The following is a 16162-nucleotide window of genomic DNA, read 5'->3' on the forward strand; positions in this document are numbered from 1 at the left end:
GAAATATGATTCAAACGAAAACAATCTTTACCGTTCATTCACCAGGAACCATTGTATATGGGCGTGATTCTTTTAAGGAAGTAGGGGACTATGCCAAAGCATTAGGCTCTAAGGCATTAATCGTTAGTGATCCAATCATGGATCGCTTAGGTTTTGTTAAGCAGTGTCATACCTTGTTAAAAATCCAAGGTATAGAGGCTGTTTCATACTTAGGAGTGACAACTGAGCCGGATGATACGTATGTAGCCGAGGGACTACAGCTGCTGCAGAAACACCACTGTGATGTCATTATATCTGTTGGTGGAGGAAGCTGTATTGATACGGCAAAAGCGATTGCGGTAGTAGCTACAAATGGTGGCTACATAGGAGATTATATGAAAATGGCCAAAGTTGCAGCGCATGCACCAATACCGCATATAGCCATACCAACCACAGCAGGGACAGGCTCTGAGGCCACAGATGCAACTGTTATTACGAATACAAAAACGGCTGTAAAAATGATGATTAAACAGCCAGCTTTTATGCCAACTGTTGCAATAGTCGATCCTGTTTTAACTATAACATCACCGCCTGCGATTACAGCAGCAACGGGAATTGATGCTTTAAGTCATGCCATTGAAAGCTATTTATCACGTTTAGCGCATCCATATTCGAATGTTCTTGCATTATCTGCCATGGAATTAATCGTCAATAATATACTTAAAGTTTATGAGCAAGGAGATGATGTGGATGCGAGGGAAGCGATGTCATTAGGCTCCATGCAGGCAGGGCTGTCATTTTCAAATGCTTCTGTTGCCTTAGTTCATGGAATGTCGCGTCCAATCGGTGCACTCTTCCATGTTCCACATGGCATCTCCAATGCGATGCTTTTACCAGCTGTATTGGACTATTCAAAAGAAGCTTGTATAGATCGTCTAGCGGATTTAGGACAGTTTTTTAATAAAACAAAAGAGTCGTATTCACAAGAGGAGCTAGCACAATTAGCCATTACGTCCATTAAGGTAATGTGTAGGCATATGAAGATTGGCAATTTAAAACATTGGGGAATAGAAGAACAAGCTTTTTACAATGCTATCCCTAAAATGGCTGAGGATGCTCTTGCAAGTGGCAGTCCTAGCAATAATCCGAAGATACCAACAAAAGAAGAATTAATGGAACTATATAAAATTGCCTATACGTATGAGTTTTAATGATTGTGAGAGTTATTCAAACTGCTGAATAGCTCTCTTTTTTTGAAAAAACAGAAAATATTCTAGTAATCTATAGAATTAATATGACATATTCGAGAAAATATAGTAAAATTCTAATGAATCATCATTCATTTTTTTACTAAGGGGGAAATGGAATGTTACAGGGGAAAACGATTATTATTACGGGTGGATCAAGTGGTATGGGGCTTTATATGGCAAAGCAATTCGTCACTGAAGGTGCTAATGTTGTCATAACAGGGCGTGACGAAGAACGATTAGCAGAGGCTAAAAAATTTATTGCTGAGGCGGGTCCCTCTATTGAGACGTTTCAAATGGATGTGCGTGTACCTGAGCATGCAGAGGCCATGCTCGCATTTGCTATTGATAAATTCGGTCAGGTGGATGGGCTAGTAAATAATGCGGCAGGTAATTTTATTGTACGAGCTGAGGATCTATCTCCGAATGGGTGGAAGGCTGTTGTGGATATTGTGTTAAATGGTACATTTTTCTGTTCTTCAGTAATTGGGAATTATTGGATTAAAAATAATATAAAAGGATCTATTTTAAATATGGTGGCTACTTATGCTTGGAATGCTGGAGCTGGTGTTGTTCACTCAGCTGCAGCAAAAGCTGGTGTATTATCACTGACGAGAACGTTGGCTGTCGAGTGGGGAAAACAGTATGGTATTCGTGTTAATGCGATTGCACCTGGCCCAATTGAACGAACAGGTGGGGCAGATAAGCTTTGGGAATCCGAAGCAGCAGCAGCTCGTACGCTAGATTCAGTTCCATTAGGTCGTATAGGAACACCAGAAGAAATTGCTGATTTAGCTACGTTTATGATGTCTAACAAGGCAAGCTATATGAATGGAGAATGTGTAACACTGGATGGTGGGCAATGGCTCAATCAATATCCATTCTAAAAATATTTGCATAACAGTGAGCTGGGTTGACGCATACTAAGGGTAAAGAAAGGAGTGTTACCTATGGGTATGTGGTTAATTCCAGCTATTATTGCCATTGTGATCATTTCTGCAATTTCGTTTGTGTCTACGCTGAAAATTGCAAAAATGACCTCTGAACGGAAATCTGAAAATGATACACCGATTTCAGAAACAGTCGAAGAGTATGCCACGATGTTGAACCCCATTGTTTGGGTCTATGCGATTTTTTTGCTTTTTTTAGGGATTATGATTTTTTATTACTGGAGTAAGGCTGGTTATTAGATAGAAACCATCTTCATTCAGTTAAGTAGAAACTTGACTGAATGAAGATATACTTAGCTTTTGTAGGATAGACCAAAATAATTCATTGTTCATGAAAACTCTTCCCGACCTGGTCATGGTCATACATAGAAAAGTTATGATATGATGAAAGAGAAGGACTGTTCTCCACAGCGAGAACAGAAAAGGAGAAGAAGTTCATGATTTCAACTAACAGCAAAGACTTATTAGCAATGCCAATTAGTGAATTTATTATTTCCTCTGAAAAAGTTGCGCATGTACAAAGTGGAAATAGTGCAGAACATGCACTCCTTGTACTAACGCGTACAGGGTACTCGTCCATACCTGTATTAGATCTGAAATATCGACTTCAAGGTTTACTTAGCATGAAAATGATTACCGAATCGATTCTTGGTCTTGAGCATATTGAATACGAAAAGCTACCTGATATTAAAGTTGACTCTATAATGGACAAAGAAATTGCCGTATTGAAGTTGACGGATACGTTCCAGCGAGCTTTAGATTTAGTCATTAACCACGCCTTTTTATGTGTAGTAGACGAAGACGGTACATTTGCAGGGATCTTAACAAGACGTGTTATTTTGAAGCAATTGAAAAAATATATTTATCAAAAAGAGTAGTAGCTTAAGAGGGAACTCAGATGAAAATCATGAGGCCCTCTTTGCTTGTAGTGGAGGTTTAAAGATTGATGGCAACAGAGGCAGAAGTATTAAAAATTTTAGCTGAAGAACGCAATATGCGGAAAGCAGCAGAGCGTCTATTCTTATCCCAACCGGCCCTTTCTCAACGATTACAAACGATTGAAAAGGACTGGGGTGCACAGTTATTTATTCGCTCACAAAAGGGGCTAACTGCAACTCCCGCTGGAGAACAGGTGATTGCGTATGCGAAGGAAATGCTAGCTAAAAAAGAAGAGATTTTTGAAACCATTCAATCCTTAACAACAAAGGTCAACGGGACATTAAAAATTGCCTGTGCATCCATTGTTGGTCAAAACTGGCTACCTAAAATTTTAAAGGATTTTGTGTCAAAATATCCTGAAGCTAAAATATCACTGATGACGGGCTGGAGCTCTGAAATTGTCAAGGCACTCTATGAGGGCGAGGCACATGTAGGCATTGTACGTGGCCAAGTTGACTGGAAGGGAGAAAAGATTCACCTTTTCAGAGATACTCTTTATTTAGTGGACAAAGAAGTTAAGACCATTGAAGATGTGTTGAAGACAGACCGTCCATTTATACAATATAAAAGTGATTCTAACTACTATCAAGAAATTCAACAATGGTGGCAACAGCATTTTGCATCAAATCCTAGAAAACAAATTTTAGTGGATCAAATTGAGATTTGTAAGCAAATGGCCTTAAATGGCATCGGCTATGCTATTTTACCTTCCATTACTTTAAATGACCACGATGCCATTCATAAAATCCCGCTGTCCAATGATGAAAAGGAATTTGGGCTTACGCGAGATACTTGGTTAATTGGCTATGAATCCTCCTTTGAATTGAGACAGGTAGAGGCTTTTGTTGAAGTAGTGCAGGATCATGCACGTTGTTTGTTTGATTATACAAAATAGCCAAAAAGGCAGTTCCAAGTCATATCGGAATTGCCTTTTTGTATTCCTTATTAAATCGCTTATTTCTTAAGAGTTTATGAATATTCATGAAGATATCATAAGAAATGGAACAAAATGCAATTTAAATCGTATAATTATGTAACCATCTATTTACATAAAAAGGAGTTGAGCTTTTGAAAAAGACAAAAATGACGGCACTGACCTTATTAGTCATGCTTGTAATTAGCTTTTTATTGCCTTCTACACAGGCAAGTGCTGCTGCTACATTAGAGGTCAAAGCAACAGCGGGTATTTCAGGTAAAGCTAAATATCAATCAGTGGTGCCACTTCAAGTAACAGTAAAAAATAATGGTGCAGATTTTTCTGGAGATATGGCCATTAATTCTGCCAATTCTTATGAGGCTGCATCAGCAATCGTCGTTCCAATCGATATAGCAGCAGGAGAAGAAAAGACATTTACTTTCTATCAGGATGGGTTAGCTGACTATAGTTATTCGGACGCAGATTTATTTGCCTTTTATGAGGGAAGCATTGAGAAAGGAAAAAAGGTTGCCTATAAAGGAACTAAACGCCTACAATCTAATTTTTTAGATCCTTCAGCAACGTTTATTTATACATTAACAGATAAAAGTGATCGACTATCGGCCTTTTTACGTTTATCAACATTTGTTGTTCAAAGCAGTGTCGAAGTATTTAATATTAATCAATTAAAAGATTATACATTCCCAGAAGATTCACAGGGACTTGCTATGGCCAATGTCATTGTAGTGGATGAAGTGGCGATAGCCGATTTAACACAAAAACAACAAGAGTCCTTACTAAAATGGGTACAAGATGGCGGTACATTACTCTTAGGGGCTGCTGACCAAATTGATGCCACAGCAGGTATTTTGAAAGAGTATTTACCATTATCATTATCACAAGAGATGACTTCTATTTCTGCAGAGGCATTAACTAAATTATCGGGTGGAGGCATTTTTACACAGCCTATTTCGGTTTACTCGTCTACTAGTAGTGAAGGAAGTTTACCAGTACTAACAGAAAATAATACAGTGTTAGCAGCAAAGAAAAAAATTGGTAGTGGAGAAATTATTCAAACAGCTTTCTCTTTAGGTGATCAACCGCTTGCATCAATGGACGGCTATGCTGCCCTTATAGCTAAAATGATTGATATTCAGAACATTTCGCAGCAAGGGATGATGAGACAGGGGCAATCATCACTCGACCAAATTTCTTATGAGCTTCGTAACATTAATGAATTATTTCCATCCTTTGAAGTATCAGTAAGCTATATGCTAATTGTCATTATTCTTTATATTTTAATTATCGGGCCACTGCTTTACGTTGTTCTTAAAAAAATGGACAAGCGTGAGCATGCATGGTGGATCATTCCATCGATTTCAATTGTCCTTTCAATTGTTCTCTTTATTGTTGGAGCCAAGGATCGTATTGTTCAGCCACAAGTTCAACAATCTGCATTCTATAAAGTAAACGAAGATAGTAGTGTAAATGGTTATTATGTAGAGTCGATTCTAACAAATCGTAGTGGGGATTTTGTGGTCAATGCTGATCAAAATACGACTGCCATTGCTTTGAGAAATTACAATAATTTCACAGGGACGATGGGAGCTTTGCATGAATCTTCTTATATAAAAGAAAATGCTAACGGTTCGACGTTAACATTACGCGACTTAAGCTACTGGTCTGTGCAATCCTTTGGTGGAAAAACGTCAGCTCAAAATATGGGCAAGATGGATATTGATATAACATTGAAAAATGAAAAGCTAACAGGAACGGTTAAAAATAATTTCCCATTCACATTAAAAGATGTCACATTAATTTCTGGTGTGAAAGAAGTGAAGCTAGGGGATATTGAAGCGAATGGAACGTTACAGGTTAATAAGGAACTGAAAACAACGGTTCTTCAAAAACCATCGATATTCAATAATTATAATTATAGTTACCCATCGAAGAAGGATGAGGTAGACCCAATGCGTATTGAAAGAATGAAATCATTAGCATTACCGCTTGTAGAAAATGATAACCAGCCGATACTCACAGCTTGGACAGATCAAGCTCTTGTAGGAGTAGAACTAGAAACAAGTGCTAATATGTCACCGATTACTACGCTTGTTCAACCGTTTAAAGGAAAAGTGGAGCTATCAGGTCCATTTACAATGAAGCGCAATAACTTCACTTATACATTAGTACCACTTTCAGCAAGTGGACACTATGAAAAAATTGATGAATTGAACAATTGGTACCTATCTGATGGTTTATACGAAGTCACAATGGCAATGCCAGATCAATTTATGGATGCTGTTCAATCACTTAATGAGCTCACAGTTTCCAATAAGGATGTTGCACGTATGCAGATAGCGATCTGGAATAATGAAACTAACGTATATGAACCACTGGTAGATACAAAGCAAGTGTTTACGGATAAAATTTCAAAGTACTTTAATCAAGATGGAGAACTGCGAATGGAAATAAAATATGGTCCTGATCCATCTGGAGAACAAACGAAATTACCAGATATAGAGCTGAAAGGAGTGGCAAAATAATGATAGAAATTCGTGACTTAACGAAACGATATGGCTCCTTTACAGCATTAGATCATTTAAACTTGTCCTTAGAAGAAGGCGTTGTATTTGGATTTGTTGGTGCTAACGGGGCAGGGAAATCTACAACATTCTCTATTTTAGCCACACTATTGTCGCCAACTTCTGGTGATGCCTTGATCAATGGCAAAAGTGTTGTGAAGGAACCGAAGGAAGTGCGCAAGCAAATTGGCTATATGCCTGATTTCTTTGGTGTCTATGACCAGCTAAAAGTAGATGAATATTTAGATTTTTATGGTGCGAGCTACGGTATTCAGCTAGCAGAGCGTCAAGTGTTAATTCCACAACTATTAGAGCTAGTGAATTTAACAAACAAACGCTATGAATATGTGGATTTATTATCACGGGGGATGAAGCAACGCTTATGTTTAGCCCGTGCCCTTATCCACGATCCCAAGGTATTGATTTTGGATGAGCCTGCATCAGGTTTAGATCCGCGAGCTCGTGTGGAAATGCGAGACATTTTACGGAATTTAAAATCCATGGGGAAAACCATTTTAATTTCCTCGCATATTTTGCCAGAGCTTGCTGAGATGTGTGATGAAATCGGCGTCATTGATAATGGCAAGTTAATTGCACATGGCAATGTAGCTGCGATTCAAGCACAACTACAGGGAGAAAAGCGTATTGTGTTGAAAGTGACAGATCGACTCGATGCAGTACGTGCATTTTTAGAGGAAGATCCCCATATTTCTTCTATTGATGTCATCGACAATCGCTTAGAAATAGCTTTTAATTATCGTGGAACAGACGCAGAGCAAGTGTCATTATTGAAAAAGGCGATGCTTGCCGATTTACCGATTTATGCATTAAGTGAGGAAGAGAAAGATTTAGAGGATGTCTTTATGGCAATCACGAAGGGAGCGGACAATCAATGATGGAAAGATTTTATAATCCGGTACTCGTAAAAGAATTGAAGTTGCGCTTCCGTTCTTTTAAAAGCTTCTCAGGGTTAATGTTTTATTTAGCAGTACTGTGTATTTTCATTGCAGGATTTTTATTGCTTACGACTGAATTTACTGGCAGGGGCTTCTTTAGACCAGAAACAAGCTTTATGATGTTTGCTGTGCTAACCATTTTACAAATGGCATTAGTTCTTTTCATTACTCCAAGTTTAACTGCAGGTGCCATCAGTAGTGAACGTGAGAAGCAAACTTTAAATATTTTACTAACAACAACACAAAGTTCTACACAAATTGTTATTGGAAAATTATTATCCTCTGTAGCATTTCTAGTATTGATGCTGGTAGCAGGATTACCACTATATAGCTTAGTATTTCTATTCGGTGGTGTATCACCTTCACAGCTTATTTCTATATTTTTATTTTATTTAGTTACTGTAGTAGCAATAGGTAGTATTGGTGTGATGTTTTCAACAATTACAAAGAGAACCATTGTGGCCATGATTGCAACATATGGATCGATTATTTTTTTAGGTGGTATTACAGCATTCTTCTTCTTTTTAACAATGGCCTTTCATCAAATGGGTAATGCCATTGGTACAAGCACCTCCTTTATGACTTATTTTTGGGCGTCTATCAATCCAGGTGCCTTGATGTTGACGCTTATTTCACCAGAGATGGGTGATGCGTTAGCTGAGCTTTCTGGTATAGAACTACCTGTATGGATTATGTATTTAATTGCTTATGTATTGATTATTGTACTTTGTTTAACGATTGCAATTAAAAAATTACGTGCCAACATGAAAAGTAACCGATGAGGAGGAATTGGTATGGAGCGTCGTAAGCAGTTACGAAAATATATTCAGCGTGCAAAGTCGAGCTTAACTCTTGAAAGAAGTATTCCCATTGCACAGTACGGTTTGTTTTTGGCATTGCTTTCGAGTGCTTCTCTCGTTTTAATTTCCCGACTATTTGTTTGGCCATATTATCGTCAAATAGCATTAGGTGCATTCATTACTGTTATGGCTGCAACTACTGTTTACATATGGTGGAAACGTGTCAACGAAAGAGAGGCTTTGCATACTCTGGATCATTATTTTTCTCATAATGAGTTAGTGACAGCATTATCGTTTAAAGATGATCAGGACCCTCTTGTCCAATCTTTATTATCTAAAGCCATACAAAATGTTGAAAAAGCTTTTGCTGACTTTAAGGCTCGAAAGAAACATCTGTTTCGTCCAAAGGCATTTATCGGATTATTCGTCACAACAGTTGTACTAGCCATTCTTTATATGTTCCCGGCAGCGACGCAAATAGAAGCAATCGAGGTTGAAAAAGAGCAAGCTGTTATCGAAGATATGAAAAAGGAAGTTGCTGAACTAGAGAAAAAAGCACAAACAAAAGAAGTTAAGGAGCAATTGCAAGAGCTTCAAAATACTTTAAAAGAGGCTGAAACGGCAGAAGAGGCTTTACGGGAAGTTGTGAAAAAGCAAAAGGAACTAGCCCTAAAGGAACAGCAATTAAAGGATAAACAAACGGCTAGTCAAGATGGGGCAGAAGAAGAACAAAGCTTATCGAAGGAAGAGGTTGAGCAGCTAAAAGAGCTTGCTCAAATGCAGCAAGGGCTAACGGAAAATGCAAATGCTACTCAAACGGCTATGAGCAAGCTTGGTAAGCCAGCAAGTAATTCCTTACAAAATGCTATTGCTAGTGCCAATCATAATGCAAGCAGTAACAAACAAAACAATCAACAGTCTTCTGGCAATGCCCAACCTAGCAATCAGCAAAGCCAAGCAAGTCAGTCTGGTCAAAATAATGCTCAAAGTGGTTCCAAACAACAAGGACAAGGCCAGGGACAAGGCCAGGGACAAGGCCAGGGACAAGGACAAGGACAAGGACAGGGACAAGGACAAGGACAAGGACAGGGACAAGGACAAGGACAGGGGCAAGGACAAGGACAGGGGCAAGGCCAAGGCCAAGGACAAGGTCAAGGAGCAGGAAGTGGCCAAGGCGGTCGAAATTTATTGACGACACCTAATCGAGTTGGCGGATCAAGTGAGACATCAGTAGATGGTGGAGCGTTAGGAGATGGTTCTCATGTATCTGAGCAACAGGGAAATGGACCAATAACAAAGGGCTCTATTCGACCATATGAAGAAGTAATTGGCTCCTATAAAGACAGCTATTTAGAAAGCTCAGAGCGTTTACAATTACCAAAGGATTTACAAAATGTCGTGCAATCTTATTTCACGTCAATTGAGTCGCAGTAGGAGGAAAAGAAATGGCATTTACAGAGCAACAGTATGTAGAGATGAGCGCGAAATTACACCAAGTAAAAGAAGAAATTCATCGCTTCATTGTTGGACAGGAAGAAGCAATTGATTATACGCTGTATGCAGTTCTAGCAGATGGTCATGCCTTATTAGAAGGTTTACCAGGGTTAGGGAAAACAATGTTAATCCGTACAATTTCTGAAGTACTAGATTTGTCGTTTTCACGTATTCAATTTACACCCGATCTTATGCCTGCTGATATAACAGGGACAAGTATGATTGAACGGACGCCTGATGGCAAGCAACAATTTACATTTCAACCTGGGCCAATCTTTAGTCAAATGGTGTTAGCCGACGAAATTAACCGGGCAACACCGAAAACACAAAGTGCCTTGTTGGAAGCAATGGGAGAAAAAACGGTGACGATTTTGGGGGATACGAAAAAAATGGCGAAACCATTTTTCGTGTTAGCGACTCAAAATCCTATTGAAATGGAAGGAACCTATCCATTACCTGAAGCACAAATGGACCGTTTCCTTTGTAAAATTCTTGTACCGTATCCTGAAAAAAGTGAACTTATGGAAATTATGAAGCGAACGACAGGTGCGCAGGAAATTGGTTTACAGAAGATGATGAATACTGAGGGTCTTATGGAAGCTCAGCAAATGGTGAAAGAAGTAATGGTTGCCGATGAAATGCTGGAATTTGCCACAGATCTAGTGGTGGCTACGCATCCTGAAAGACCAGATGCTCTGGATGAAGTTAAACAATACGCCATGTATGGCAGTGGTCCACGTGGTTTGCAAAGCTTAATAAAACTAGCAAAGGCTAGAGCACTTATGAACGGACGTTTCCATGTTTCTGTAGCTGATATAAAATCTGTTGCAAAACCGGTTTTACGTCACCGAATGCTGTTGAATTATGAAGGGGAGGCTTCAGGGAAAACAGCTGATGATGTAATTGATGTTATTTTAGAAAAAGTTCAACAAGGTGTTAGCAAGTGACAGCAAAATACTTATTGCCCGAAGACTGGTTAGCAAAAATCAGTCGCTTTCAAGTAGCGACGGCCTCCAAACTACGCGGGCAGCATAAGGGTTCGCACCGTTCACAACGCTTCGGGGCTTCTCTCGATTTCTCAGATTTTAGAGAATACCATTTAGGTGATGATGTACGCCAAGTAGATTGGAACGTTTTTGCTCGAACAGATAAATACTTTATCAAGAGGTTTTTAGACGAGCAAGAGATGCGTGTACACATTTTACTCGATACTACTAAATCAATGGGGGAGAGCGCTAAGTGGCTATTTGCTCGTCAAATTGTGGCCTCCCTCGGCTTAATGGTGCTCGGTCGTGATGATCGTTTGTCTTTTTCGTTTGTCCAAGATGAGGTGAAACCACCGTTTCGACGGAAGGGTGCCGTGTATCGTCGAGCTTTTTTACAAGTAGTAACAGATATAGAAGAAGCGAATTATGCCAATCGATTTGCACAGGGTGCACTAAAAGCTATGCCTAAGGATAGTACCGTACTCTTCATTATTACAGATGGGTTAGAGCCAATTGAGGAATGGGAGCAGCTGTTAAAAAGGCTACCACGCTATGCTGGGGATGTTCGCATTTTGCAAATTGTTACGCAAGAAGAGTTATCACCAAATTATTTGGGGGATGTCCGCCTTCTTGATCGTGAAACAGGCAATGATGTCAATGTGACGATGTCTACTAAAGTATTAGACACCTATCATGCAAGACGATTATTACATGAAGAAGAATTTGAAGCCATTTGCCGTCGCTTTGGCGTTCGAAAATTACAATTGAAAGTGGAAGATGGACTGCAACATGCGATCTTTCAACAATTATTAAAAGCACATTGGATTAGGTGAGGTGAGCCGTATTGGGCTTTAGTCAAATTATATTTAGCTGGACGGCCATCATCCCGGTCATTGTCCTACTCTATTATTTCTTTCGTAAAAAATATACTGATCAAACTGTCTCTTCGACTCTATTTTGGTCTGAAATTATGCAGGAAACCCGTGTATCACCTTATTTAAAGCATTTACAAAAAAATGCCTTACTATATTTACAGCTGCTAGCCTTACTGCTACTTGTATTGGCGCTGATGAATCCATATGTGAAAAAATCAACCATTGTGGGTGCGCAAACGATATTTATTGTTGATACATCAGCCACGATGCTAGCAGGAAAAGATTCATCAACCTTTGACACACATAAGCAAGAAATGTTGACATTGATGGAAGAGTTGAATAGGCGACCTGTTACATTGATTACAACAGGTGCCGCTCCAAAAGCCGTTTTGCAGCAAGAAACAAATATGAATGACATTGAAAAAGCGATTAAAGATTTACAAGTATCCTATGAAACGGCTGAAATGACGAAGGCACTGGATGTTGCACAGGCATTTGTGGGTGATACACCGACTTCTATCTATGTTTTTACAGATACGCTTGATAAAAAGCAATTACCAATGGATAAAGATTCAGTGAAATGGCTAGTTAGAGGTGCTGCAAAAAACTTAACAAATATTGCCATTACACGCTTTGCTGCAACGACAGATGGTCAGATTACGATGGCACTTGTACAGCTCCATAATGATACAACTGCTGAACAAAAGGTGACATTAGCGATACAAAATGCAGAGGGTGAAAAGCTGGTAGCAGAACGTGTCGTTGTGCCTCCAAATGAAGCCATTACGAAAACCTTCAAAGATTTACCCTTAGCAAAATCGATGACAGCTATTATTGATGCAAAGGATGATTATGCCGTAGACAATCAACAAACCGTCTTACTACAAACGACTACTTCAAAAATTGTTGTTGATCAGGGTATGCATCAGTTGATACAAAAAGGTTTTCAAAGTGTCAGTAGCGGCGTGAAAATCGTTCCGTCTTTACAAGTAGCTGACAATCAGGATGCAACTGTCATCACAAACCAAACGGCCTTATTGGAGAAGATGGAGAAACCGCTAGTATTATTTGGACGTGATGATGCCGAAAAAGTGGAAACAAGTGGTACAGTAAGTGCTAAAAGTGATGCATTATTTGCTTTTAGCGAACTAAAGGATATTTATGTTAGTGCTATTTATCCTGGATTTTCGGATTATGAAACCATTGCTTCTGTAGGAGATGAGCCGTTTATCCAACGCTCTCCTAAAGGGGATATCGTTGTTTTAGCGGATATTGCTGATACAGATTGGCCATTGCATCCATCATTCCCGCTATTTTTATGGAGTACTGAGCAACAGTTAACAGAATCAGTCGGTTCACTTGGTATTTTCACACCGAATGAACAGCGTGCAGTAGCCTTAGCGCAAGGAGACTGGAGTGTTTATTCGCAAGAAGATGAGTTTCTTTCTTCTATTACACAGGGCATGTTAATTGCACCAAAACAACCAGGTATTTATATGGTACGTTCAAATAATGAAGAAAAACAATTTATTGTGCAATTGCAAGCCCAGGAACGTGTTATTGAACAAGGAACAAGCTATACATTAGGCGACATTTCAGACAATGGGAAGGAAGAGGTATCGATGGCCTCCTTCGTACCTTGGTTAATTGTAATAGTTTTAATTTTGCTTGTTGCAGAGTGGGAGGTGCAACGACGTCGTGGATTTACGAATTGATACGCCATTAGTATTGTTGCTATTACTTCCATTGTTCTTGTATTTTGGATGGACTTATTTTCGAGAACGGCAGCGACTAAAAAAGAGTCATATTGTTGTGCTTGCTATTCGCATAGTAGCGATATGCTGTTTAGTTTTGGCACTTGCAGGGCCGTATTTATTATTACCGATAAAAGAAGAACAGATCGTGTATTTACTAGACCGATCTGCGTCTATGAATGGTACAGAAGATGAGATGGTTCAGTTTATACAGGAGAGCCTACAATCTAAAAAAGAACCCCAACTTGCAGGGATCTATTCTTTTTCTTCCACTTTACAAACAGAAGCCATTTTGTCTAAAGAATTAAAGGATGTACCGAAGCTTACAGAAATCAAAGCAACAGATCAAACGAATATTGAACAAAGTCTACAGCTTGCAACAGGCATTGTTGATCCAAAAAAAGCGACTCGCCTTGTATTATTAACAGATGGCAATGAGACAAAAGGAGATGCTTTAGAATTTGTCTCCAGATTGAAAGGTGCCAATATTAGTGTGGACGTTGTACCTTTTAGTCTACCAGTTGTCCATGATGTGTCGCTCAAAAGCTTTGTCTCTCCTCAGGTTGCTTATGTAGGAGAGCAGCAACAATTAGTAACAGAAATTCATGCAACAGCAGCAGGGCAAGGGGAGCTGTTATTATATGAAAATGATGAACTAATTCATCGCGAGGCAGTTGAGCTGACGGAAGGTACAAATGTGTTTACCTATAAACACGCAGCAACAGCTGAAGGACTTGTAAAATACGAAGCAGTTATTCAAGTTGGGCAGGATGCTATTTTTGAAAACAATAAATTAACAAGTGTCACAATGGTACAAAGTGAACCCCATTTACTCATCGTCAATGGCTATGAAACAGCTTCACCTATCGCGGCAGCACTTGGTAGTCAATCCATTGCCTATGATGTTGTCGATCCTAAAAGCCTACCAAATGAACTGTCCAGTTATTTACAATATAATGCGATCATTTTTGACAATGTGCCTGGTCATTTAGTTGGTGAGGCGAAAATGAGTGTGATTGAGCAAGCAGTCAAAAACTTTGGGGTTGGTTTCACGATGGTTGGTGGAGAAAATAGTTTTGGTTTAGGAGGCTATTTTAAAACGCCAATTGAAACGTTATTGCCTGTGGAGATGGAAATTAAGGGCAAGGAGCAATTACCTTCATTAGGGCTAGTCATAGTGCTGGATCGTTCTGGCAGTATGCATGGCTCGAAGCTAGAGCTAGCTAAGGAAGCAGCGGCACGTTCTGTTGAAATGCTACGAGATGAGGATACATTAGGCTTTATCGCCTTCGATGATCGTCCTTGGGAAATCATAGAAACCGCACCTCTTAAAAGTAAAGAAGAGGCAGTGGATACCATTCTATCAGTAACACCAGGAGGCGGAACAGAAATCTATAGTTCATTAGCTAAAGCCTATGAAAATCTCGCCGATTTAAAGCTTCAACGTAAACATATTATTCTTTTAACCGATGGGCAATCACAATCTGGGAATTATGAGGATTTAATTGCTGAGGGAAAAGAAAATGGTATCACTTTATCAACAGTAGCGATTGGACAAGATGCTGATGCTAACTTACTCGAAGCACTTAGTGATATGGGTAGTGGACGGTTCTATGATGTTATTGATGAACAAACCATTCCTTCTATTTTATCTCGTGAAACAGCTATGATTTCTCGTACCTATATTGAGGATAATCCGTTTTATCCAGCAATTTATAATGCCGCAGGATGGAATTCGCTATTTGCCAATGGCGTCCCTCAAATGAATGCTTATATTGGAACGACAGCTAAGCAAGGGACAACCGTAATTGCAGAAAGTGAGAAGGAAGATCCTGTGTTAGCACAATGGCAATATGGACTCGGTAAAACATTTGCTTTTACATCCGATTCAACGGGTAAATGGACAGGAGATTGGGCAAGATGGCAGGACTGGGGAACATTTTGGCAGACGCTTATTTCACAAATGTTGCCAAGCTATAATGATGTTGCCTATGATGTGAGATTAGAAGCTGATGGCTCCTTTATGATTACAGACCCTACAAATGAAGCCGCATTTTTAGACATTGTAGCGGTTAATGAAGCAGGGGAGGAGTTAGAAACTCAGTTAGAAACCATTTCAGCCTCCCAAGTTCGAGCTGTTGTACAGGCCGAACCTGGATTGATTTTCTTCCGTATAGCGGATGAGCAGCAGGCCATTTATCAGGCAGGCCTAAGTGTTCCTTATAGTGCTGAGTATGAACTGCTCCCTGTTAATGAAAAACTGGTTGAAGAGTTAACAAATCAAACAGGGGGAGCCGTTTTAAAAGAACCACAAGATGTGTTCCGTGACTTTACAACCAAAGGAGCGGATCGACAAAACATTGCCACATGGCTTCTTTTAGCAAGTATGCTTCTATTCTTTATGGATATTACCATAAGACGTTTTGGGTGGAGTTTCCTAACAAAAACGAATAAAAAAGAGCAGCCAATTGAGGAGAAACCTGTACAAGCAGAAGACACGAACGTAGCCCAGCTATTAAAGGGTATGAAAAAACGATCATAATAGAGTGAAGGCAGTGCAAAATCATTCCATTTTGCACTGCTTTTTTGAATGCTTTGAGGTTTTAAAAAAGGGTGCAAAGGTGATTGACACAGTGCCGCTTTCGAAAAGTGCTTCTCGGGGGAGAGACGCTCATAAAGAAACG

Annotated in this window: 13 protein-coding genes; all 13 read left to right on the forward strand. The window is 39.4% G+C overall.

Annotated features, from left to right (window positions below; all coding sequences use genetic code 11):
- The first annotated feature begins 5 nt into the window (after positions 1–5).
- The gene (locus AC6BKE_RS11200; protein WP_036125723.1) at positions 6–1190 is read left to right on the forward strand and encodes an iron-containing alcohol dehydrogenase; all 1185 of its coding nucleotides are present in this window, start codon (positions 6–8) and stop codon (positions 1188–1190) included.
- Positions 1191–1345: 155 nt separating this feature from the next.
- Positions 1346–2113 carry a 2,4-dienoyl-CoA reductase gene (fadH, locus tag AC6BKE_RS11205; RefSeq protein ID WP_058843419.1) on the forward strand — a complete coding sequence of 256 codons (768 nt, stop codon included), beginning with the start codon at positions 1346–1348 and terminating at the stop codon, positions 2111–2113.
- Between the two features lie 63 nt (positions 2114–2176).
- Positions 2177–2416, forward strand: coding sequence for a hypothetical protein (locus AC6BKE_RS11210; RefSeq protein ID WP_036125717.1), 240 nt, complete (start codon positions 2177–2179; stop codon positions 2414–2416).
- A gap of 197 nt (positions 2417–2613) precedes the next feature.
- Entirely contained in the window at positions 2614–3054 is a 441-nt protein-coding gene (cbpB, locus tag AC6BKE_RS11215) for a cyclic-di-AMP-binding protein CbpB (RefSeq protein ID WP_036125716.1), read from the forward strand.
- A 68-nt stretch (positions 3055–3122) separates the two neighbouring features.
- On the forward strand, positions 3123–4010 hold the full coding sequence (gene ccpC, locus AC6BKE_RS11220) for a transcriptional regulator CcpC (RefSeq protein WP_036125714.1): 888 nt from the start codon (positions 3123–3125) through the stop codon (positions 4008–4010).
- A 173-nt stretch (positions 4011–4183) separates the two neighbouring features.
- Entirely contained in the window at positions 4184–6574 is a 2391-nt protein-coding gene (locus tag AC6BKE_RS11225) for a DUF8725 domain-containing protein (protein WP_036125712.1), read from the forward strand.
- Entirely contained in the window at positions 6574–7509 is a 936-nt protein-coding gene (locus AC6BKE_RS11230; protein WP_089931897.1) for an ABC transporter ATP-binding protein, read from the forward strand. The genes AC6BKE_RS11225 and AC6BKE_RS11230 overlap by 1 nt, the downstream gene beginning before the upstream one ends.
- Positions 7506–8351, forward strand: coding sequence for an ABC transporter permease (locus AC6BKE_RS11235; protein WP_036125707.1), 846 nt, complete (start codon positions 7506–7508; stop codon positions 8349–8351). The genes AC6BKE_RS11230 and AC6BKE_RS11235 overlap by 4 nt, the downstream gene beginning before the upstream one ends.
- Positions 8352–8363: 12 nt before the next feature.
- A complete protein-coding gene (locus AC6BKE_RS11240) occupies positions 8364–9803 on the forward strand; it encodes a DUF8809 domain-containing protein (protein ID WP_499856835.1) in 1440 nt (479 codons plus the stop codon).
- 11 nt (positions 9804–9814) lie between these two features.
- A complete protein-coding gene (locus AC6BKE_RS11245; protein WP_036125553.1) occupies positions 9815–10810 on the forward strand; it encodes an AAA family ATPase in 996 nt (331 codons plus the stop codon).
- Positions 10807–11682 (forward strand): DUF58 domain-containing protein, encoded by an 876-nt coding sequence (locus AC6BKE_RS11250; RefSeq protein ID WP_340812613.1) that lies wholly within the window; start codon positions 10807–10809, stop codon positions 11680–11682. The genes AC6BKE_RS11245 and AC6BKE_RS11250 overlap by 4 nt, the downstream gene beginning before the upstream one ends.
- A gap of 11 nt (positions 11683–11693) precedes the next feature.
- Positions 11694–13439, forward strand: a complete 1746-nt coding sequence (locus tag AC6BKE_RS11255) for a vWA domain-containing protein (protein WP_499856836.1) — start codon at positions 11694–11696, stop codon at positions 13437–13439.
- The gene (locus tag AC6BKE_RS11260) at positions 13423–16020 is read left to right on the forward strand and encodes a VWA domain-containing protein (RefSeq protein ID WP_036125549.1); all 2598 of its coding nucleotides are present in this window, start codon (positions 13423–13425) and stop codon (positions 16018–16020) included. Before AC6BKE_RS11255 ends, AC6BKE_RS11260 begins: the two co-directional genes overlap by 17 nt.
- The last annotated feature ends 142 nt before the right edge of the window (positions 16021–16162 follow it).

Source organism: Lysinibacillus sp. COL-1 (assembly GCF_059814265.1).

Bases quoted from the DNA above. Each gene is read 5' to 3' on its own strand.
- AC6BKE_RS11200 (WP_036125723.1), top strand. From the start codon at position 6: ATGATTCAAACGAAAACAATCTTTACCGTTCATTCACCAGGAACCATT.
- fadH (WP_058843419.1), top strand. From the start codon at position 1,346: ATGTTACAGGGGAAAACGATTATTATTACGGGTGGATCAAGTGGTATG.
- AC6BKE_RS11210 (WP_036125717.1), top strand. From the start codon at position 2,177: ATGGGTATGTGGTTAATTCCAGCTATTATTGCCATTGTGATCATTTCT.
- cbpB (WP_036125716.1), top strand. From the start codon at position 2,614: ATGATTTCAACTAACAGCAAAGACTTATTAGCAATGCCAATTAGTGAA.
- ccpC (WP_036125714.1), top strand. From the start codon at position 3,123: ATGGCAACAGAGGCAGAAGTATTAAAAATTTTAGCTGAAGAACGCAAT.
- AC6BKE_RS11230 (WP_089931897.1), top strand. From the start codon at position 6,574: ATGATAGAAATTCGTGACTTAACGAAACGATATGGCTCCTTTACAGCA.
- AC6BKE_RS11235 (WP_036125707.1), top strand. From the start codon at position 7,506: ATGATGGAAAGATTTTATAATCCGGTACTCGTAAAAGAATTGAAGTTG.
- AC6BKE_RS11240 (WP_499856835.1), top strand. From the start codon at position 8,364: ATGGAGCGTCGTAAGCAGTTACGAAAATATATTCAGCGTGCAAAGTCG.
- AC6BKE_RS11245 (WP_036125553.1), top strand. From the start codon at position 9,815: ATGGCATTTACAGAGCAACAGTATGTAGAGATGAGCGCGAAATTACAC.